Raw genomic sequence first — 18,833 nt, forward strand, 5'->3', positions numbered from 1 at the left:
AAGGCGAAAGCGCGGTAGAGCAATCGACATTCACTGTAACAAAGACGTCCATCTCGTCAGTGTGTCGGCATAGAGACCACCTATGAGCTGGATTGTTAAACCGTATTTCCTTAATCTTGCCCCCCTCGATACGCTGCACCCAACTTTTTACAGGACTGTCGAGCTCAAGCCTTCCCCAAGGTTTTCCACGGTCCTTTTTTATTCCCGCCGGCAGTCCGGCGATCCGTGCCAGTTTTTCGGCCCGGTCAACAGGAGCAGGTCATGTCTGAAGTCCGTCATTCGCGAGTGATTATTCTCGGTTCCGGCCCAGCCGGTTACAGCGCTGCGGTATACGCGGCCCGCGCCAACCTCAAGCCACTGCTGATCACCGGCATGCAGGCTGGCGGTCAACTGACCACCACTACTGAAGTCGACAACTGGCCGGGCGATGTGCACGGTCTGACCGGTCCAGCCCTGATGGAGCGGATGCGCGAGCACGCCGAGCGTTTTGAAACCGAGATCGTTTTCGATCACATCAACGCCGTGGACTTTGCTGCCAAGCCGTACACCCTGACCGGCGACAGCGCGACCTACACCTGCGACGCCCTGATCATCGCCACCGGCGCCAGCGCGCGCTATCTGGGCCTGCCGTCGGAAGAAGCGTTCATGGGCAAAGGCGTTTCGGCCTGCGCGACCTGCGACGGTTTCTTCTACCGCAACAAGCCTGTTGCAGTGGTCGGCGGCGGCAACACCGCTGTTGAAGAAGCACTGTACCTGGCCAACATCGCCAGCACCGTGACCCTGATCCACCGTCGCGAAACCTTCCGCGCCGAGAAGATCCTGATCGACAAGCTCAACGCTCGCGTGGCTGAAGGCAAGATCATCCTCAAGTTGAACGCCAACCTCGACGAAGTGCTGGGCGACAACATGGGCGTGACCGGTGCGCGCCTGAAGAACAACGATGGCAGCCTCGACGAAATCACCGTCGACGGCGTGTTCATCGCCATCGGCCACACCCCGAACACCTCGCTGTTCGAAGGCCAGTTGACCCTCAAAGACGGTTATCTGGTAGTGCACGGCGGCCGTGAAGGCAATGCTACGGCGACCAGCGTCGAAGGCATCTTCGCTGCCGGTGACGTGGCTGACCACGTTTACCGTCAGGCGATCACCTCGGCCGGCGCTGGCTGCATGGCGGCACTGGATACCGAGCGTTACCTGGACGGTCTGCAGAACGCTTCGTTCTAAATCGCAGACATAAAAAAACCGGCCAGATTGGCCGGTTTTTTTGTGCCCGAGAATCACAGTCACCACAGATCAAATGTGGTAGCGAGCCTGCTCGCGAATGCGGTGTATCCGTCGACATCAATGTTGAATGTCAGTCCGTATTCGCGAGCAGGCTCGCTACCACAGGGATTTTGTGTGGATAGAGGAATCAGCGGCGGGTCAGGGGTTGAGCGGTGAATTTGACGCCGGCCAGACCGTGCTGGATCAACGCACGGATATTGCCGTGATCACTGCCCTCAGGCGTCGCCACTACCGAGCGGTAATGCTCGCCGAACGCCAGCAGCGCGTCTTCATCGCTCAGGCCTTCCAGCAGTGCCAGACCCAGGGTCTTGCAAGAACCTTCGTTCTGCCCGGCGGCGTTTTCCACGCCACCGTTGTTGAACGCCTGCGGCTGATAGTCGTAACCGGCGGCGATGAAGGCCAGCGTGTCGGCGAAAGCGTGTTCGCCGCTCTTGAGGCTGGCGCGCAGGGTGTTCAGATCACTCATGGGTTTTTCCTTTGGCGAACGCGGCTTGTTGCTCGGCGTTGGCTTCTTGCTGAAATTGGGCTTTCCACTCGGCGTACGGCATGCCGTAAACCACTTCGCGGGCGTCGTCGAGGCTGATCTCGATCTGGCGCTCGTCGGCTTCGGCCTTGTACCACTTCGACAGGCAGTTGCGGCAGAACCCGGCAAGGTTCATCAGGTCGATGTTCTGCACGTCCTTACGGCTGTCCAGGTGGGCGACCAGCCGGCGGAAGGCGGCAGCTTCGAGTTCGAGGCGTTGTTGCTCGTTCATGGGAGTCTCTGCGAGACAGCTTCAAGCGACGAGCTTCAAGCTGCAAAATGGGTGGCGGTGATACGAAGTTTACAGCTTGCCGCTTGAAGCTTGAAGCTTGAAGCTAGCGGCTCGCTGCAAGCGTGATTGACACCGACTCGGCAAAACGCAGCGCGTGCGGCTTGTCGACTTCGACTTCGGCATAAAGCACTGAACCGTTGCTCATCACCAGGTCGAGCAATTCCTGCGTCAGGCGTTCGAGCAGCGCAAAGCGGTTGCCCTCGACGTGGGCGATGATCGCTTTGGTGATCGTGCGGTAATTCAGCGCGTGGTCGATATCATTGTCACGCACCGCTTCCTGCGCGGCATACAGAATGGTCAGGTTGATCAGCACATCCTGCTTGTTGAGGATTTCGTCCTCGTTGATCCCGATAAAGGTGCGCAAGCGCAGATCCTTGACCCGGATGCGCGCCATTCCCGGCTGAAGTTGTGGCATTTACTTGCTCCGTCCAATCAATTGCAGGAACTCCTGGCGAGTGTTGCTCGACTCGCGGAACGCGCCGAGCATGACCGAGGTGTTCATGGTCGAATTCTGTTTCTCGACACCGCGCATCATCATGCACATGTGTCTGGCCTCAATGACGACCGCGACGCCGGCGGCATCGGTGACCTGTTGCACCGCATCGGCAATTTGCCGGGTGAGGTTTTCCTGAATCTGCAGGCGTCGGGCGAACATGTCCACCAGTCGCGCGATTTTCGACAGACCCAGCACCTTGCCCGTCGGAATATAAGCCACATGGGCCTTGCCGATGAAGGGCAGCAGGTGATGTTCGCACAAAGAGTACAACTCGATGTCGGCGACGATGATCATCTCGTCACTGTCCGAGGCAAACAGCGCGCCGTTGACGATCTCATCGACGCTTTGCTCGTAACCGTGACACAGGTATTGCATGGCCTTGGCCGCGCGCACCGGGGTGTCTTGCAGTCCTTCGCGGTCGGGATCTTCACCGAGGCCAATGAGGATTTCGCGGTAATTCTCGGGCAGTGAGCGGGTCATGGGCAGCCTCGCAGGCAGGTGTTATTTGACGTGCCTTCCGCCGTTGACGGTCAGGGTCGTACCGGTGACATAAGGGTTGTCGAGCAGATAGCGCAGGCTCTGGTAGATCACTTCGCTGCCGGGTTCGATGCCCAGCGCGGACTTGGCCAGTGCCTTGGCGCGGTACGCCGCGTCGTCGTCGGGATTGAACAATAGCAGGGCCGGGGCGATGCCGTTGACCTTGATGGTCGGCGCATAGCGGGCGGCGAAGGACAGGGTCAGGCTGTCGAGCCCGGCTTTGCTGGCGCAATAGCCAATGTGCTTGCTGCTGCCCTTGCGGGTGACATCGTCGCTGATATGAATGATGTCGGCGGGCGTAGAGTGCTTAAGCAGTTCACCGCAGTGCAGGTTGATCAGGTACGGTGCGAGCATGTGCAGATTGAACATGCGCGTGAAGGCTTCGGCTTCGCTGCCCGGGGTTTCGGCCAGCCACTCGGAGGCGTTGTGCACGATGGCGCGCAAGCTGTCGGTGTGGGTTTTCAGTTCGGCGATGAAAGCGAGAATCGCGGCTTCGCTGGAAAAGTCGGCGAACAGGCCGAGGGCGCCCAGATCGCGCAGCGTTTGCACGCCGGGGCGTTCGCTGCGGTAAGTGAAGATGACGCGATAGCCATCCTCGAGCAGCCGCTGCGCACAATGCAGGCCGACACGCTGGCCGGCACCGGTGATGAGGATCGGGGCTGAGGAATCAGGCATGAACGGCTCGCATCGCGGTTGGAGCAAAAACTATAACAGCGACGAGCCCGAAAAGATCGCAGCCTGCGGCAGCTCCTGCCCTGGTCTGTGTTCAGTCCTGCAGGAGCTGTCGAGTGCAACGAGGCTGCGATCTTTAATGTTTCTGAGGTGTCGCCGATACAGGCAGTCGTACCGGCGTACTGTTCAGCCAGTTCGCCAGCAATCGGGTCGACAGCGGAATAAAGAAGTAAACCATCAGCGGCGTCAGGCACGCCGTGCTGATCAACATACGCGGCAACAGGCTCAGTTCTGCGAGCAACGGGCCGAGGACAAAGTTGAACAGCAGTGACACCGGAAAGAACGCCAGCCAGATCGCGACGGCCTGTTTCCACCGTGGAGGACGTTGCCCGGCAGCGCCGAACCAGCCTTCGATGCCACTGACTCGATGTTCTTTCGGGTGGGCAAACAGGTCGCTGCCACGGCTCAGCCACGCGGTACGTGAAACCGAATGTTCCCACGCATGCAACGTCTGCTCATCGACAAAGCGGAAGATGATCTGGAATTCATTATCGCCGGGCGGCGGAGCGAGCACGCCAGAGCCCAGGTAACCGGGGAAATCAGTGGCCAGTTGTTCGCCTTCGCGCAGCCAGGCGATCAAGTCCTGATAACGGCCATCAGCGACGCGACGGGCAACCATCAGCGTGACAGGGGAAGTAGACATTATGTATCTCCGTATTTCAGTTGCGTCGCTCCGGGTAGGAGTTTCGCCTGACGCAGGGCCGGGGTAGAGGCCTGCGTTTTTCAACAAGCAAGGATTATTCCGGTTTTTCCCGATTAAACCAGCGACTTTCGTCGCATTTCTGCACTTGATCGCAATCGGGGCATAAGCGTTAGAATGGGATCCAAATATCTCCGACATGGAAGTTGAACACCCTATGCCTGTCATCACGGACGCAAAGCCTGCTTTGCAGACATCCTCTGCGCTCGAGCGCGAGGATCTGTTCCCTATCCGTGAGGTCGCACGCCTGACAGGTGTAAACCCGGTGACCTTGCGCGCGTGGGAGCGGCGCTATGGTCTGATTCAGCCGACACGCACCGAAAGTGGGCATCGGCTTTATTCGATGACCGATATCGAGCGCGTGCGCAGCATCGTCGACTGGATTGATCGCGGGGTCGCCGTGAGCAAGGTCGGCAAGATCCTCGCCAAGACCGAACCGATGAAAGTATTGGCGCACATCATCCCGGATGACTTGGTGCAGGCGGATTATCTGCAATGGCAGGAGCAGATCCAGCAGGCGGTCAGTGCGTTCGACGACCAGCAACTGGACCGCGTCTATGGGCAGATTTTCTCTTCATACTCATTGCCGGTGGTGTTTCAGGACATCCTCATGCCTTTGTGGCTGCAATTGTTGCAGCGCCAGGAGGCTTTCGGGCAAACCAGCGAGTGGCTGTTCTTCGATGGATTCCTGCGGGCGCGGGTATTGCAGCGGATCGTCATGCTGCGTGGTACGCAACCGCGCCGAGTGATCGTCAGCGCGCTGGCCGGGCAATGTCGAGAGCTGGAGTTGTTGGTGGCGGCGCTGTTTCTCAGCGACAGCAATTCCGGTGTTCGGGTGCTGACCACAGGTCAGCCGTTCGATGAACTGACGTTGGTCTGCGAAAAGATCAAACCTGATGCACTCGTGCTGTTTTCCAATCACGCGCCCAGTGCCGAATTGCCTCGGCGTTTGAACCGGTTGGCATTGAGTCTCGATTGTCAGTTGATGCTGGCGGGCGACGCTTCGGATCTGGCGCAGGACAGCCTGGCTGGATCCTCTGTTGCCTGTCTGGGCAATGAAGGCGCGAACATGCGTCAGCGCATGCTGCAGTTTCTGGCCGGCAATCTGGATACCTGAAACTCAGGTGTGAAGGGCAGGATGCGTCAGGCGATGTTGCTGCAGGATGAACTGGCGCAGACGCTCGGTTTCGTCGGTGTCGGTCTGGCTCAGTTCGTAGGCGTAGAAACCGCTCTCGGTTTCCCGTTCGAAATTGCCGCGCAATGAAATCCGCTCGTAACCCGAAGGGCTGAACCACAGCGCGAAATGCTTGGGCGGTTTGGTCTTGTTGCGCACTTCCAGCAGCACACCTTTGTGCGAAACCTCGTGGACCCACAACGTGCCCGGCTGACCTTTGGCGTTTTCCAGAGCTACCGGCTCTTCGAGAGTCAAACGCCATGGCCGCACCATCGGGCCGTCTTCGTAAATACTCGGTACGCCGAGACGCAGGTGCAACGCGTGAAACTCGTCTTCGACCAGATGCAACGGGAAGGTCATCTGCTGATTTTCGAAGTTGGCCTGAATGGTCACTTGCTCGTGAGCGGCCAGGCGCGTGAGCAAATCACGGATTTGCGAACCGCCGTTAACCAGCAGACTCGACGTCGCATCCCGCACGTTCAGTTGCGGGTTGTGCTGCATGGTCTGGATGAAATCCAGCTCATCCTGAGTGAGGAGGGCGTCGCGCTGCATGGCTAACTCGAAAGATATAGTTACAAAGTCATTGGTGATTGTAGTTAATGACACTTAGTTCGCGATTTTGTTTTGACCGTTTGTCGCTTTCAATGCAGCCAGTTCTGCTTTGAGGGCAGCGACCTCAGCTTCCAGTTGAATCACGCGCTGTTGTGCCTTGACCTGAACGGTGACGTCCTTCTGCACGCCAACGAAATACGTCTGCCCGTCTTCGACGTTTTTCACCGTCGAAATCGACAGTTCATTCCAGAACGGCGTACCGTCCTTGCGATAATTACGCAGGATTTCCCGGCACGAGCCGCCGTTATCCAGCGTCTCGCGAATCAGTCTCAGGCTGTCCTGATCGCGGTCTCCAGACTGCAGAAAGCGGCAGTCCTGATAGAGGATTTCCTCACTCGTGTAGCCGGTCAGTCGTTCAAAGGCCGGGTTCACATAGATCAGGATATCGTTCTGTTCACCTTCTTTCTCCGCGACCACTATCCCGTCATTCGACGCATTGATCACCATTTGCAGCAGGCTGGCGTTGATCATCTTTGAATCCTTTCAGAGTTGTCAGTGGCAGGCATTCTAGAAGAACCGCACGGCCTGTCTACTGGCCATTACCGCCAATTGAGATCCAGTCGCAGCTTTGCGCTTGAGACTGTTACTATCGCGGCTCTTTTTTTTCAGTTTCAGGATCAGATTGATGAAAGTCGCCATCCTCTCCGGTTCGGTCTACGGCACCGCCGAAGAAGTCGCCCGTCACGCCGAGAACCTGTTGAAAGCCGCTGGCTTTGAAACCTTCCACAACTCGCGCGCCAGCCTGGCCGACATCCAGGCGTTCGGCCCTGAAGCATTGCTTGCGGTGACCTCGACCACCGGCATGGGCGAATTGCCCGACAATCTGCAACCGCTGTACTCAGCGATTCGCGACCAGTTGCCCGCCGCACTGCTCGGTTTGCCGGGCGCAGTGATTGCCTTGGGCGACGCCAGTTACGGCGACACTTTCTGCGGCGGTGGCGAGCAAATGCGTGAACTGTTCGGCGAGCTCGGTGTGCGCGAAGTGCAAGAGATGCTGCGCATCGACGCCAGCGAAAGCGTCACCCCGGAAACCGACGCCGAGCCTTGGCTGGCGCAGTTGATCGACACGCTCAAGGGCTGACTCCACGCTCGCGCAACAGCGCCAGCCATGCCTGCGCCGCTTTTGACAGATACGCGCCGCGCCGCCAGATAAACGCGATATCCCAACGCAGATAATCCGGCGCGCGTAAGGTCAGGCGCACCACGCCTGGCCGCACCAGACCGCGTGCAACCACGCTGGGCAACAGCACCACGCCTTGCCCGGCGGCCACCAGCGCCGCAAGGAAATCCGCCTGACCGCTGCGCCCGCCTTCCTTCGGCGTAAAGCCCAGTTGCTGGCACGCCTGCAGCAAGCGGTCGTTGAGCACGAAGCTGCGCTGATAGAGCAGAAAGGGCGTCTCGGCCAATTCCTCCAGACCGATTTCACCTCGATCGGCCAGTGGATGATCCACCGGTAGCAGGGCGTCGAGTTGCTCATCGCAAAACGGCTGACAGTCGAATTGCGGATCCTTGGGCAACAGACTGCCGCCCAACTCCAGTTCACCGCTCAGCACAGCCTGCTCGATATTGCGGCTACCGCCCTCAAGCAACTGGATGCTGATATTCGGATAGCGCCGCCGGTATTCAGCAAACAGTTCGGCGAATAGCGCGTCGCTGCCGAGTAATGGCAGGCCGAGGCGCAACTCTCCGCGTGCCAAATGACTGAGGTCGTCCAGTTCCGCGAGCAGTTCGTTGCGCAAGCGCAGCATGCCTTCGGCCCGTTGCAGCACCACGCTGCCAGCGGCCGTCAGGCGCAATTGCGAACCCAGCCGCTCCAGCAAAGGCGTGCCGAGACTTTGTTCCAGTTGCGCGATCTGTTTGCTCACCGCTGACTGGCTGATGTGCAGGGTTTTTGCGGCTTGGGTAAAACCGCCTTGATGCATGACTTCGACAAAGCTGCGCAGTTGTTTGAATTCCATTGTCCGATTCCATTTTGGAATGGTATTGAGTCTAACAATTCGCTTCGGGGATGGCAGGGCGCTTCGTAAAATAAGCGCCTGCCTGGAGCAAAATCATGAATGTCGTCCCGCTCAAACATCTGTCTCGTCTTCTCGCTGAACTCGCTGTATTGCTCGGCCTCTACTTGCTCGGCTGCCAACTCGCGGCCTGGCTGGCGTGGCCGATTCCTGGCGGTGTGATCGGTATGGCGCTGTTGCTGCTGGCCTTTGCCTTTGGCTGGATTAAACCCGCCGCCCTGCAATTGGGCGCAGGGTTGCTGATGGCCGAGATGTTGTTGTTCTTCATTCCGGCGCTGATGAGCCTGCTCGACTATGGCGCACTGTTGCGCAATGACGGCTGGCGAATCCTGTTGGTGATCGCCGCCAGTACATTGATGGTCATGCTGGTGACGGCTTTCACCGTAGAACTTGCCGTGCGCATGAGGCGTTCCCATGAAGCTTGAATGGATGCCGATGTTCTGGCTGGCCTTCACCCTGTTGGCGTATCTGTTCAGCCGCTGGATTTATCGGCGCACCGGGCGCTACGTGTTGTCGCCGCTGATCCTGGTGCCGGCCCTGCTGTTGGCGCTGGCTGTGCCGTTGCACACCGCTTATGCCGAATACTCCAGCAACACCCATTGGCTGATGCGGGTACTCGGCCCGGTCACTGTCGCATTTGCTGTGCCGATCTGGCAGCAGCGGCACTTGCTGATGCGGCATTGGTCGGCGCTGTTGTTGGGCATGGTTGCCGGCAGTGCGGCGTCGATCGGCACTTCATTCGGGCTGGCCAGGGCGCTGGCGCTCGACAGCTCGGTGACGCTGTCACTGGTGCCGCGTTCGATCACCACACCGTTCGCCATGCCGCTGGCGCAGGACCTCGGCGGCGTGCCGGAGTTGACCGCGGTATTCGTGATGTTCACCGGAGTGTTCGGGGCGATGCTCGGTGGCGTGTTGTTGAAGTGGTTGCCGCTACGCAGTGCCTTGGCCCGCGGTGCGCTTTTCGGGGTTGGCGCGCATGGTGCCGGTGTCAGTCGGGCCCATGAAGTGGGCGGCGAAGAAGGCTCTGTCGCCGGGCTGGTGATGGTCTTGACCGGGTTGCTCAATCTGTTTACCGCGCCTTTGTTGGCGTCGTGGCTTTGACATGGATCCAAGGAGTTTGCCTGGCTGACCCGCTCAGTCATCAAGCTGGCTGGCAATGCAACTACGCAATGCTCTGCGCCTGACTAGACTGCTCGTACGTGCAGAACAATAAGAACGCAGAGGTGCATACAGTGAGCGTAGCCCCCGTCCAATCGTCCCTTAATGTCAAAGACCAGGTCAGTGCCGCAGAGTGGCAGACCCGTGTCGATCTCGCCGCTTGTTATCGTCTGGTCGCGCTGCATGGCTGGGATGATCTGATCTTCACCCATATTTCCGCCAAGGTGCCTGGCACCGAAGATTTCCTGATCAACCCGTTTGGTCTGATGTTTCATGAGATCACTGCGTCGAGCCTGGTGAAAGTCGATCAGGCCGGCAACAAACTCATGGACAGCCCTTACGAAATCAACCCCGCCGGCTACACCATCCACAGCGCCGTGCACGAAGTGCGGCACGATGTGGTTTGCGTGCTGCATACCCACACCGCCTCCGGTGTCGCGGTGTCGGCGCAAAAGCAGGGTGTGTTGCCGATCAGCCAGCAGTCGCTGTTCGTGCTTTCGAGCCTGGCTTATCACGCTTACGAAGGCGTGGCGCTGAACCATGAAGAGAAAGCGCGCCTGCAAGCCGATCTTGGCGAGAACAATTTCCTGATGCTGCACAACCACGGTCTGCTGACCTGTGGCGGCACCATCGCCGACACTTTTCTGATGATGTTTACCTTCCAGCGCGCCTGCGACATTCAGGTCATGGCGCAAACCGGTGGCGCTGAACTCATTGCCATCGAACCGCAAATCCTGGCAGGCGCCAAAGCGATGATCGCCGGTGTCACCAAAAGTGCTCAAGGCATGGGTGGCGCGCTGGCCTGGCCAGCGTTGCTGCGCAAACTCGATAAACAAGACCCCGGATATAAACTCTAATGCCTCTTGCCGAGATTCCTCTGTGTGTCTGGCGTAAACGCAGCCAGACGTTTGTCTTTCGTGGCCAGCCGATTCGCTACTGGACGGCCGGGCAGGGTGAGCCGCTGCTGCTGATCCACGGTTTTCCGACCGCCAGTTGGGATTGGCATTATCTGTGGCAGCCGCTGGCCCAGCGATATCGGGTGATTGCCTGCGACATGCTCGGCTTTGGCGATTCGGCCAAACCGCTCAATCACACCTACAGCCTTTTGGAGCAGGCTGACCTGCAGCAGGCATTGCTCGCGCATCTGCAGGTCGGGCAACCGGTTCACTTGCTTGCTCACGACTACGGCGACAGCGTTGCCCAGGAACTGCTCGCCAGGCACTACGAAGACAAGATCGAGATCGCCAGTTGTGTGTTCCTCAACGGCGGGTTGTTTCCGGAAACCCATCGTCCGGTGCTGATGCAGAAACTGCTGCTCAGCCCGTTGGGCTGGATGATCGGTCGGGCGTTTACCCGTGATGCTCTGGTGAAAAGCTTCCGGCAGATCTTCGGTCCGCAAACCCGGCCGAGCGAAAGCGAACTGGACGACTTCTGGAGCCTGGTCGACAGCAATCGCGGGCCACGGATCATGCACAAATTGATCAGCTACATTCCCGAGCGTCGAGTGCAGCGTGATCGTTGGGTGAGCGCGATGCAGCGTGGCGAGATTCCGTTACGGGTGATCGATGGCGAAGTCGATCCGATTTCCGGGGCGCACATGGTCGAGCGTTACCGTGAATTGATCCCCGACGCCGACACGGTGTTGCTGCCAGGCATCGGCCACTATCCACAGACCGAGGCGCCGGTGCAGGTGCTCAAGCATTATCTGGAGTTTCGCGATCGTTTTGTGCTGCCACCGCGCAAAGTCGCCTGCTCCTGAAAGATCAAAAGATCGCAGCCTGCGGCAGCGCCTACACAAATTCAATGTAGGCGCTGCCGCAGGCTGCGATCTTTTGATCTTTTGACGCCTTCATCATCCCCTAACCTTATCGCACACCATTCAGCCTCAGCCGTATTCGTTGTGACCCAAAGCCCTGTGCCTGACACTCGGACTCAATACTGGCCTGCTGGAGTTGCTGCGATGAATGAGTCTGTGCGTTTCGAAGATAAAGTTGTCATCGTCACCGGAGCCGGTGGTGGCCTCGGACGCGCCCACGCATTGTTGTTTGCCAAACAGGGCGCCAAAGTGCTGGTCAACGACCTCGGCGGCTCGACCCAGGGCGAGGGGGCTAATGCTTCCGCTGCCGACCGCGTCGTCGCCGAAATCCGCGAGGCTGGCGGCATTGCCGAAGCCAACCACGACTCGGTCACCGACGGCGACAAACTGGTGCAAAACGCCCTTGATGTCTTCGGTCGCGTCGACGTCGTGGTGAACAACGCCGGGATCCTGCGCGACAAGACCTTCCACAAAATGGACGACGCCGACTGGGATCTGGTTTACCGCGTCCATGTCGAAGGCGCCTACAAAGTCACCCGCGCCGCGTGGCCACATATGCGCGAGCAAAACTACGGCCGGGTAATCTTCACCGCCTCGACCTCAGGCATCTACGGCAACTTCGGCCAGTCCAACTACGGCATGGCCAAACTGGGCCTCTACGGTTTGACCCGTACGCTGGCCATCGAAGGTCGCAAGAACAACATCCTCGTCAACGCCATCGCGCCTACCGGCGGCACGCGCATGACCGAAGGCTTGATCCCGCCGCAAGTATTCGAGCAATTGAAACCAGAACTGGTCAGCCCGCTGGTGGTGTATCTGGCCAGTGAACAATGCCAGGAAACCTCCGGACTGTTCGAAGTCGGTGGCGGCTGGATGGGCAAGGTGCGTTGGGAGCGCAGCCTCGGTGCCGGGTTTGATCCACGGGTGGGCTTCTCGCCGGAAGATGTCGCGGCGCACTGGCAGCAGATTTGTGATTTCGAAGGGGCGGCGCATCCGAAGGACAATATTGAGGCGTTGAAGGAAATGATGGCGAATTTGCAGAAGTATTCGCTTTAAGTACTTAAGCCACCCGACCAATGCAAGTGATGGTCGGGTGGCTTTTTGTGTTTTAGTCGTAGCGTTTTTCTGTCATGAACGCTGGCGGTGTCCAATTGGGACCTTTAATGGTTTTTCCATTTTCGTCGTAGGACAACACCCCCTCTCTGAACAGCGAGTTGTATGTGTCGATGAATACACTGTGGGGGATTGTATCCTTGCGATAACGTGCATACATTTGATCGAGGCGCATGGGATGAAAACAAAGTGCTAAGAGTGAAATGACGTCCGCAATCGGTTCGTTTTTTATGATTTTCTCGACAGTAGTCATTGGGCGAAACTCCGCATGTCGTTTTGATATTCCCGTTCATCTTGAGCATTCATTGCGTTGACTGCCTCTTCGTTGTAGAGCAGAGTCAATTCGCTACCGAGTTTGTAGTCCTCAAGGGTCGCAGTATGGGCATTGTTCCATATCGTGGATTCCTCAGAGGGCGATGTGTCGTCGCTATAGCCAAAATTTCTGTATCGCTCCAGCTCTCTCAATTCGTGAGTGTAGTAACGAAGGTCAGTGTCAGTAAAATTCAGATCACCTTTTAAAATTCTCTCTAATCGCTGAATCATGATGTCGTTAGCGTCTGATTGGTTGAATCTCGCTACGTGTAATTTCACGTTGGTGACTCCAGCTTGCGTGATTACAGCCGTTCGCCAATCCAGATCAAGTATTGGTCCACCAGACTGCTCGGGGTTGTAGGTCCGACCGCTGTATTTCCCTTTTACATAACCTCCCGCGTACGGACTGCTGAACACCACATAAAGCGGCGCGATCCCCGAGTCATCAGGAAACACGATGATGAATCGTTCCCAGCCTTCAACCAGGATCGGGTTGAGGTCCAGCCGTCCTTCAATCGGAATAATGGGAGCGCCGTAATAGGTTGGCGCATCAATCTCGGCAATGGGCAATGCAGTCGAGCTGTTCCCAGGCGAGATAGCCGGTGTCCAGGTCAGAAAATCCGTTGGCGAATCTGGCAGCGCTGCTTCGTAAACGTCATTCAGCAGGTCATAGGCCGCATTCAGAACCAGCACACTCGAACGGATATGGAAGTCATCGCTGGTGGCGACGAATACCTCCGCTCCCGCACCCAGTGGCCTCACACCCAAGCCTACGGGCAGCTCCAGTGTGCTTTGCCGATCTGCTATTTCGCGCAGTGTTTGTGCAGACTCCGGCGACAATTCGGCCAAGGGAACACTCATGGAAAAGCGCTCGCCGTTGCCCAGGCGCGAAGGCGCGAGCAAAGCCGCGAAACCTACCAGTGCCGGACCGCTGATCAACACAGATCCTGCCGCTTTCAGGGTCTGTAATCCTGCCCGCAGCCCCTTGAGAATTGCGGATGATGTTGCTGGAGAAAGACGAGTGGTGTGTGAGGCAAAGGACAACTCCGGACCGGTTGAAGCCGTTGCGCCTGAAGCCGGGTAAACATGCTGGACTTCTGGTGCCAGGCGCTCCTGCCGTTGTAACGCCTCGATACGCTGCTCCATTTCTGCTTGCAGACGTGCCTGCTCGGCGGCAAACGCACGTTTCGCGGCTTTGGCTTTGGCTATGGCCCTGGCTTTGGCGATCGCCTTGGCTTTGGCCTTTGCCTTTGCTTCGGCCTCCGCGCTCAACAATGCCGCGATTCGTGCTTTTTCCCGTGCTTCATCCTCAGCCTTGATTCGTGCGATTTCGGCTTCCTGACGTTGTTTTTCCGCCAATCCAGCCAGTCGTGTCTGTTCACGTATGCGAATCTGCTCCTGCTCTCGACGTGTTGCTTCTGCAGCTTCTCTGTGTCGTTGCTGTTCGGCTGCGACCCGTGCGTGTTCTGCAGCCAAACGCTGGGCCTCAGCCGCTGCCGCCTGAGCTTGATCCTGAGCCTGCACGGTGGCCAGCCAATTGAGTACGTCGGCCTGTTGCTGGTTGAGAAGCGCCAGTGTCTGGCCAAGCAAACGCGCTTCGTGAGCCGCTCGGAAGGACTCGCTCCACAACGCTCTACTCCTCGCCCCCGCGCCGCTGGTTCGGCGGATAGCGGAGGCCTGATTCAGGTAATCCTGGAAGGTTTTCCCTAGCGGATCGCTGCCAAAAAAGCGGTTTGCGATCGCGGTCTGCCTCTGAAACTCTGCGCTCTTACGGTGAATCAGCGTATTCCTGACGCCCACTTCGCGGGCCAGTGCAGCAGCGGGCGGAAGAGGATTTGTCGGGCCTTCCAGTCTGATTGCCGCCAGTTCCACTTCGATGGACTGAGGTATTGAGACGGATTTTGCGTTGAACTCTTGTTCAACGGTGGTTTGCGTCTCGAACATCAATTGGCGGGTTTGCGCATTGGCGCCGGCAGGTCCGAACGTTCCACTGTAGGTGTAACCCACATTGCTTTCTTTGAATGGCTCGTAATTATCGGGGGCGGGTGCCTCGATACGTGTTTCATCCAGTTCTAAGAATGGAGGTCTTTGCATATTCATGTCCTTTTGAATGTGCGTGATAACTCGCTGGCAAGTTAGCGCGGCCGATAGTGACGTCCGTGTCACCAGCGAGGGGTTGAGGTGTTTCAAGTTACATCAGACTTGCGGTTACAGAATCTGAGAAACCCGTAAGTAACAGGGCGTTGTTTCGAGAGGGGTTTCGCAGGCTAATAACAAAGCAGGGATAATTCTTCTGCGCCGCAGGAAAGGTCCTACGTTGTTCTCGGAAAGTGTTTGCAGGCAGTAGGGAATACGTTTTCAACGCCCATAAAAAAGGCCGCTGCAAACGCAGCGGCCAAGGTAAGACGTTGGATCAAGGAGCTACAAATCAACGTCAGTGAACACCGGGGCGATAAACCGAAGTCTTCGATTCATCTGAAATCTGTCAGCAATGGCCTGAGTCGCTCAAAGGCCAGTGCTGCGCGCTTTGCGGAGTGTCCCGTGAAAGCGCGTTCAGAATAAGGTGTTGACCACGTAGGAAAAATACCGATTCCGGACATGCACTGTTGCGGGGCACGTAACAGTCCCATGTGCTGATGTGCACCATGCGCGGCACTGATGATCTTCCATCCAGCCGATCCATGAACTTCGCAAAGCCCCGTCGTTAAAGGCCATTCATCCTTTCGAGCGACAACACGAATACCTCCTTGGTGCGCTTATCGACGCGGTTGCCCGGCAGTAGGGTGGGGCCTTCTGTCACTCACCGGGGAAGACGCATGACAAAAACAACAATGCGCGCCATCTTCACACCGCAGGCGCTGGCCGCCGCGGTGGCTTTGGGTTGCTGCGCCCAGGCGCACGCGGTTGCGTTCAACATTGGCGAGATCGAGGGCACCTTCGACTCGTCGCTGTCGATCGGTGCGAGCTGGGGCATGCGCGATGCCGACAAGTCGCTGGTCGGCACGGTCAATGGCGGAACCGGGCAATCCTCGACCGGTGATGACGGGCGTTTGAATTTCAAGAAGGGCGAGACCTTCTCGAAGATCTTCAAAGGTATTCACGATCTTGAACTCAAGTACGGCGACACCGGTGTCTTCGTGCGTGGCAAGTACTGGTATGACTTCGAACTGAAGGACGAAGACCGCGAGTTCAAGCCGATCAGCGACAGCGGACGCAAGGAAGGTGCGAAGTCCTCCGGCGCACAAATTCTCGATGCATTCGTCTATCACAACTATTCCATTGCCGATCTGCCGGGCACCGTGCGCGCGGGCAAGCAGGTCGTGAGCTGGGGCGAAAGTACCTTCATCGGTAACTCGATCAACAGCATCAACCCGATCGACGTTTCGGCGTTTCGTCGCCCCGGTGCCGAGATCAAGGAAGGTCTGATTCCGGTCAACATGCTGTTTGGCTCCCAAGGCCTGACCGATCAACTGACCGTCGAAGGGTTCTATCAACTGGAATGGGACCAGACCGTTCTCGACAACTGCGGCACCTTCTTCGGTGTCGATGTGGCGGCGGACGGTTGCAACAACGGCTACACCGTTGGCAACCCGGCAATCGCACCGTTTGTCCCGCTGACCCAGGCTTTTGGCCAAGGCATTCAGGTGACTCGCGAAGGCGTGGTGATCCCCCGTGGCGGCGACCGCGATGCGCGGGATTCCGGGCAGTGGGGCACGGCATTGCGCTGGCTCGGTGACGACACCGAATATGGCCTGTATTTCATGAACTACCACAGCCGCACGCCAACGGTTGGCACTACCACGGCTGGCCTGTCGACGCTGGCGGCATTGCCGGGCATGGTCGGGATCGCCAATGGCCTGGCACCCGGCAGCGGTTCCGGCCTGGCGCAGAGCGTGATGCTCGGGCGCGGTGGTTACTACCTTGAGTACCCGGAAGACATTCGCCTCTACGGCGCGAGTTTCTCCACCACATTGCCGACCGGCACGGCATGGACTGGCGAGATCAGCTACCGCCCGAATGCACCGGTACAGGTCAACACCAATGACCTGACGCTAGCGCTGCTCAATCCGATTGCCGGTGGCGCTGCTTCGCCGGTCGCCACCACCCCGGGGGCGGACAACAAAGGTTATCGGCGCAAGGAAGTCACGCAAATCCAGAGCACCCTCACGCACTTTTTCGATCAGGTGTTGGGCGCGGAACGCCTGACCGTGGTCGGCGAAGCTGCGGTGGTGCATGTCGGTGGCCTGGAGTCGCGCAGCGAGCTGCGTTATGGCCGCGACTCGGTATACGGCCAATACGGTTTCGGTGGTGATACCGACGGTTTCGTCACCTCGACCTCGTGGGGCTACCGTGCCCGGGCGATCCTCGATTACGCCAACGTGATCGGCGGGGTCAACTTCAAACCCAACCTGTCGTGGTCGCATGACGTCGCCGGTTATGGCCCCAACGGCCTGTTCAACGAAGGTGCGAAAGCGATCAGCGTCGGCGTCGATGCCGACTACCGCAACACCTATACCGCGAGCCTCAGTTACACCGACTTTTTCGGTGGCGACTACAACGTCCTCGAAGACCGTGACTTCGTCGCCCTGAGCTTCGGCGTGAACTTCTGATCTGCCCGAGAAGGATGAATGCAATGCGCAAAATGATTCTGCAATGTGGTGTGCTGGCCCTGAGTCTGCTGGCGGCCAACGTGATGGCTGCGGTGTCGCCGGAGGAGGCCAATAAACTCGGCACCAGCCTGACGCCGCTCGGCGCCGAGAAGGCCGGCAATGCTGACGGTTCGATACCGGCATGGACCGGCGGCATCCCGAAAAACGCCGGGGCGGTGGACAGCAAAGGCTTCCTCGCCGACCCGTTTGCCAATGAAAAACCGCTGTTCACCATCACTGCTTCCAACGTCGACAAGTACAAGGACAAGCTCTCGGACGGGCAGGTGGCGATGTTCAAACGCTACCCGGAAACCTACAAGATCCCGGTCTATCCGACTCACCGCACGGTCGCCGTGCCAGCGGAAATCTATGAGTCGGCCAAACGCAGCGCGCTCAATGTCACCAGCATTAACGATGGTAATGGCCTGGCCAATTTCACAGGCAACCGCTACTACGCCTTCCCGATTCCGAAGACTGGCGTTGAGGTGTTGTGGAACCACATCACCCGGTATCACGGCGGTAACCTGCGGCGCATCATCACCCAGGTGACCCCGCAGACCAACGGCAGCTACACGCCGATCCGCTTCGAAGAAGAGATCGCCGTGCCACAACTGATGAAGGATCTCGACCCGGAAAAAGCCGCCAACGTGCTGACTTTCTTCAAACAGTCGGTAACGGCGCCGGCACGTCTGGCCGGTAACGTGCTGCTGGTCCACGAGACCCTCGATCAGGTGAAGGAACCGCGTCTGGCGTGGATCTACAACGCCGGCCAGCGCCGCGTGCGTCGGGCGCCGCAAGTGGCCTATGACGGCCCGGGTACCGCCGCCGATGGCCTGCGCACGTCGGACAACTTCGACATGTTCTCCGGCGCTCCGGATCGCTACGACTGGAAACTGGTCGGCAAGAAGGAAATGTACATCCCGTACAACAGCTACAAACTCGATTCGCCGAAGCTCAAGTACGACGACATCGTCAAGGCCGGGCATATCAATCAGGACCTGACCCGCTACGAACTGCACCGCGTCTGGGAAGTGATCGGCACGGTCAAGCCGAGCGAGCGGCACATCTATGCCAAGCGTCACATGTACATCGATGAAGACAGCTGGCAAGTGGCGCTGGCGGACCACTACGACGGTCGCGGGCAACTGTGGCGTGTCGCCGAAGGTCACGCTCAGTACTACTACGATCACCAGGCGCAGGCCTACACACTGGAAGCGCTCTACGACATCATTGCCGGTCGCTACATTGCCCTGGGAATGAAGAACGAAGAGAAGCACAGTTTCGAGTTCGGCTTCCAAGCCAAGGCTGCCGACTACACGCCAGCGGCCTTGCGCGCAGAGGGCGTGCGGTAACGGTTGTGATACACAGGCGAGGCAAAAGGCGACCGCTCGGTCGCCTTTTTTATGGACACCAATCAGCG

Annotated in this window: 21 protein-coding genes; 10 read left to right on the forward strand and 11 right to left on the reverse strand. The window is 58.3% G+C overall.

The window, feature by feature from the left end:
• Positions 1-261 precede the first annotated feature (261 nt).
• Positions 262-1,224, forward strand: coding sequence for a thioredoxin-disulfide reductase (trxB, locus tag CLU80_RS18235; protein WP_099758017.1), 963 nt, complete (start codon positions 262-264; stop codon positions 1,222-1,224).
• A gap of 187 nt (positions 1,225-1,411) precedes the next feature.
• On the opposite strand, the gene CLU80_RS18240 is transcribed toward trxB, so the two are convergent.
• The 6 genes from CLU80_RS18240 to CLU80_RS18265 form a co-directional block, all read right to left on the reverse strand.
• Entirely contained in the window at positions 1,412-1,750 is a 339-nt protein-coding gene (locus CLU80_RS18240; protein WP_093436028.1) for a HopJ type III effector protein, read from the reverse strand.
• Positions 1,743-2,039, reverse strand: coding sequence for a DUF1244 domain-containing protein (locus CLU80_RS18245; RefSeq protein ID WP_093436032.1), 297 nt, complete (start codon positions 2,037-2,039; stop codon positions 1,743-1,745). The genes CLU80_RS18240 and CLU80_RS18245 overlap by 8 nt, the downstream gene beginning before the upstream one ends.
• A gap of 103 nt (positions 2,040-2,142) precedes the next feature.
• A complete protein-coding gene (gene folX / locus CLU80_RS18250) occupies positions 2,143-2,514 on the reverse strand; it encodes a dihydroneopterin triphosphate 2'-epimerase (RefSeq protein WP_007914273.1) in 372 nt (123 codons plus the stop codon).
• Complete coding sequence (folE, locus tag CLU80_RS18255) at positions 2,515-3,075, reverse strand: GTP cyclohydrolase I FolE (protein ID WP_093436038.1); 561 nt, start codon at positions 3,073-3,075, stop codon at positions 2,515-2,517.
• 21 nt (positions 3,076-3,096) lie between these two features.
• Complete coding sequence (folM, locus tag CLU80_RS18260) at positions 3,097-3,807, reverse strand: dihydromonapterin reductase (protein ID WP_093436042.1); 711 nt, start codon at positions 3,805-3,807, stop codon at positions 3,097-3,099.
• A 133-nt stretch (positions 3,808-3,940) separates the two neighbouring features.
• On the reverse strand, positions 3,941-4,507 hold the full coding sequence (locus CLU80_RS18265; RefSeq protein ID WP_093436046.1) for a putative antibiotic biosynthesis monooxygenase: 567 nt from the start codon (positions 4,505-4,507) through the stop codon (positions 3,941-3,943).
• 214 nt (positions 4,508-4,721) lie between these two features.
• Here CLU80_RS18265 and CLU80_RS18270 point away from each other — a divergent pair, with 214 nt between their 5' ends.
• On the forward strand, positions 4,722-5,681 hold the full coding sequence (locus CLU80_RS18270; RefSeq protein ID WP_095049773.1) for a MerR family transcriptional regulator: 960 nt from the start codon (positions 4,722-4,724) through the stop codon (positions 5,679-5,681).
• Positions 5,682-5,684: 3 nt separating this feature from the next.
• Here the strand turns inward: CLU80_RS18270 and CLU80_RS18275 are convergent, their stop codons facing one another.
• Positions 5,685-6,290 carry a hypothetical protein gene (locus tag CLU80_RS18275; RefSeq protein WP_016987019.1) on the reverse strand — a complete coding sequence of 202 codons (606 nt, stop codon included), beginning with the start codon at positions 6,288-6,290 and terminating at the stop codon, positions 5,685-5,687.
• 54 nt (positions 6,291-6,344) lie between these two features.
• Positions 6,345-6,821, reverse strand: a complete 477-nt coding sequence (locus CLU80_RS18280; protein ID WP_099758018.1) for a PAS domain-containing protein — start codon at positions 6,819-6,821, stop codon at positions 6,345-6,347.
• A gap of 154 nt (positions 6,822-6,975) precedes the next feature.
• Here CLU80_RS18280 and CLU80_RS18285 point away from each other — a divergent pair, with 154 nt between their 5' ends.
• Positions 6,976-7,431 (forward strand): flavodoxin, encoded by a 456-nt coding sequence (locus CLU80_RS18285; RefSeq protein ID WP_095049775.1) that lies wholly within the window; start codon positions 6,976-6,978, stop codon positions 7,429-7,431.
• Here the strand turns inward: CLU80_RS18285 and CLU80_RS18290 are convergent.
• Complete coding sequence (locus CLU80_RS18290) at positions 7,421-8,308, reverse strand: LysR family transcriptional regulator (protein ID WP_099758019.1); 888 nt, start codon at positions 8,306-8,308, stop codon at positions 7,421-7,423. The genes CLU80_RS18285 and CLU80_RS18290 overlap by 11 nt on opposite strands.
• A 95-nt stretch (positions 8,309-8,403) precedes the next feature.
• On the opposite strand from CLU80_RS18290, the gene CLU80_RS18295 reads away from it, so the two are divergent.
• From CLU80_RS18295 to CLU80_RS18315, 5 genes are all read left to right on the forward strand, one after another.
• Positions 8,404-8,790, forward strand: a complete 387-nt coding sequence (locus tag CLU80_RS18295) for a CidA/LrgA family protein (protein WP_099758020.1) — start codon at positions 8,404-8,406, stop codon at positions 8,788-8,790.
• Entirely contained in the window at positions 8,780-9,466 is a 687-nt protein-coding gene (locus CLU80_RS18300) for an LrgB family protein (RefSeq protein WP_099758021.1), read from the forward strand. The genes CLU80_RS18295 and CLU80_RS18300 overlap by 11 nt, the downstream gene beginning before the upstream one ends.
• Before the next feature lie 131 nt (positions 9,467-9,597).
• On the forward strand, positions 9,598-10,380 hold the full coding sequence (locus CLU80_RS18305) for a class II aldolase/adducin family protein (protein WP_077571168.1): 783 nt from the start codon (positions 9,598-9,600) through the stop codon (positions 10,378-10,380).
• A complete protein-coding gene (locus tag CLU80_RS18310; protein WP_099758022.1) occupies positions 10,380-11,282 on the forward strand; it encodes an alpha/beta fold hydrolase in 903 nt (300 codons plus the stop codon). Before CLU80_RS18305 ends, CLU80_RS18310 begins: the two co-directional genes overlap by 1 nt.
• 201 nt (positions 11,283-11,483) lie before the next feature.
• Complete coding sequence (locus CLU80_RS18315; protein ID WP_099758023.1) at positions 11,484-12,395, forward strand: SDR family oxidoreductase; 912 nt, start codon at positions 11,484-11,486, stop codon at positions 12,393-12,395.
• 52 nt (positions 12,396-12,447) lie between these two features.
• On the opposite strand, the gene CLU80_RS18320 is transcribed toward CLU80_RS18315, so the two are convergent.
• The gene (locus tag CLU80_RS18320) at positions 12,448-12,705 is read right to left on the reverse strand and encodes an immunity protein (RefSeq protein WP_077571171.1); all 258 of its coding nucleotides are present in this window, start codon (positions 12,703-12,705) and stop codon (positions 12,448-12,450) included.
• Positions 12,702-14,858 carry an S-type pyocin domain-containing protein gene (locus CLU80_RS18325; protein WP_099758024.1) on the reverse strand — a complete coding sequence of 719 codons (2,157 nt, stop codon included), beginning with the start codon at positions 14,856-14,858 and terminating at the stop codon, positions 12,702-12,704. The genes CLU80_RS18320 and CLU80_RS18325 overlap by 4 nt, the downstream gene beginning before the upstream one ends.
• A 722-nt stretch (positions 14,859-15,580) precedes the next feature.
• Between CLU80_RS18325 and CLU80_RS18330 the strand changes: the two genes are divergently transcribed.
• The gene (locus CLU80_RS18330) at positions 15,581-17,374 is read left to right on the forward strand and encodes a DUF1302 domain-containing protein (RefSeq protein WP_093436084.1); all 1,794 of its coding nucleotides are present in this window, start codon (positions 15,581-15,583) and stop codon (positions 17,372-17,374) included.
• Positions 17,375-17,397: 23 nt separating this feature from the next.
• A complete protein-coding gene (locus tag CLU80_RS18335) occupies positions 17,398-18,765 on the forward strand; it encodes a DUF1329 domain-containing protein (protein ID WP_099758025.1) in 1,368 nt (455 codons plus the stop codon).
• Positions 18,766-18,833: the final 68 nt, after the last annotated feature.

Origin of the sequence: Pseudomonas sp. 29, assembly GCF_002754355.1 — a bacterium.
GTDB classification, from domain to species: Bacteria; Pseudomonadota; Gammaproteobacteria; order Pseudomonadales; family Pseudomonadaceae; genus Aquipseudomonas; species Aquipseudomonas neuropathica.

Excerpts from the sequence above, each read along its gene's own strand:
- folE (WP_093436038.1), bottom strand. The coding sequence starts at position 3,075 with ATGACCCGCTCACTGCCCGAGAATTACCGCGAAATCCTCATTGGCCTC.
- trxB (WP_099758017.1), top strand. The coding sequence starts at position 262 with ATGTCTGAAGTCCGTCATTCGCGAGTGATTATTCTCGGTTCCGGCCCA.
- CLU80_RS18270 (WP_095049773.1), top strand. The coding sequence starts at position 4,722 with ATGCCTGTCATCACGGACGCAAAGCCTGCTTTGCAGACATCCTCTGCG.
- CLU80_RS18335 (WP_099758025.1), top strand. The coding sequence starts at position 17,398 with ATGCGCAAAATGATTCTGCAATGTGGTGTGCTGGCCCTGAGTCTGCTG.
- CLU80_RS18265 (WP_093436046.1), bottom strand. The coding sequence starts at position 4,507 with ATGTCTACTTCCCCTGTCACGCTGATGGTTGCCCGTCGCGTCGCTGAT.
- folX (WP_007914273.1), bottom strand. The coding sequence starts at position 2,514 with ATGCCACAACTTCAGCCGGGAATGGCGCGCATCCGGGTCAAGGATCTG.
- CLU80_RS18290 (WP_099758019.1), bottom strand. The coding sequence starts at position 8,308 with ATGGAATTCAAACAACTGCGCAGCTTTGTCGAAGTCATGCATCAAGGC.
- CLU80_RS18275 (WP_016987019.1), bottom strand. The coding sequence starts at position 6,290 with ATGCAGCGCGACGCCCTCCTCACTCAGGATGAGCTGGATTTCATCCAG.
- CLU80_RS18300 (WP_099758021.1), top strand. The coding sequence starts at position 8,780 with ATGAAGCTTGAATGGATGCCGATGTTCTGGCTGGCCTTCACCCTGTTG.
- CLU80_RS18240 (WP_093436028.1), bottom strand. The coding sequence starts at position 1,750 with ATGAGTGATCTGAACACCCTGCGCGCCAGCCTCAAGAGCGGCGAACAC.
- CLU80_RS18310 (WP_099758022.1), top strand. The coding sequence starts at position 10,380 with ATGCCTCTTGCCGAGATTCCTCTGTGTGTCTGGCGTAAACGCAGCCAG.
- CLU80_RS18315 (WP_099758023.1), top strand. The coding sequence starts at position 11,484 with ATGAATGAGTCTGTGCGTTTCGAAGATAAAGTTGTCATCGTCACCGGA.
- folM (WP_093436042.1), bottom strand. The coding sequence starts at position 3,807 with ATGCCTGATTCCTCAGCCCCGATCCTCATCACCGGTGCCGGCCAGCGT.
- CLU80_RS18295 (WP_099758020.1), top strand. The coding sequence starts at position 8,404 with ATGAATGTCGTCCCGCTCAAACATCTGTCTCGTCTTCTCGCTGAACTC.
- CLU80_RS18325 (WP_099758024.1), bottom strand. The coding sequence starts at position 14,858 with ATGCAAAGACCTCCATTCTTAGAACTGGATGAAACACGTATCGAGGCA.
- CLU80_RS18320 (WP_077571171.1), bottom strand. The coding sequence starts at position 12,705 with ATGACTACTGTCGAGAAAATCATAAAAAACGAACCGATTGCGGACGTC.
- CLU80_RS18245 (WP_093436032.1), bottom strand. The coding sequence starts at position 2,039 with ATGAACGAGCAACAACGCCTCGAACTCGAAGCTGCCGCCTTCCGCCGG.
- CLU80_RS18285 (WP_095049775.1), top strand. The coding sequence starts at position 6,976 with ATGAAAGTCGCCATCCTCTCCGGTTCGGTCTACGGCACCGCCGAAGAA.
- CLU80_RS18280 (WP_099758018.1), bottom strand. The coding sequence starts at position 6,821 with ATGATCAACGCCAGCCTGCTGCAAATGGTGATCAATGCGTCGAATGAC.
- CLU80_RS18330 (WP_093436084.1), top strand. The coding sequence starts at position 15,581 with ATGACAAAAACAACAATGCGCGCCATCTTCACACCGCAGGCGCTGGCC.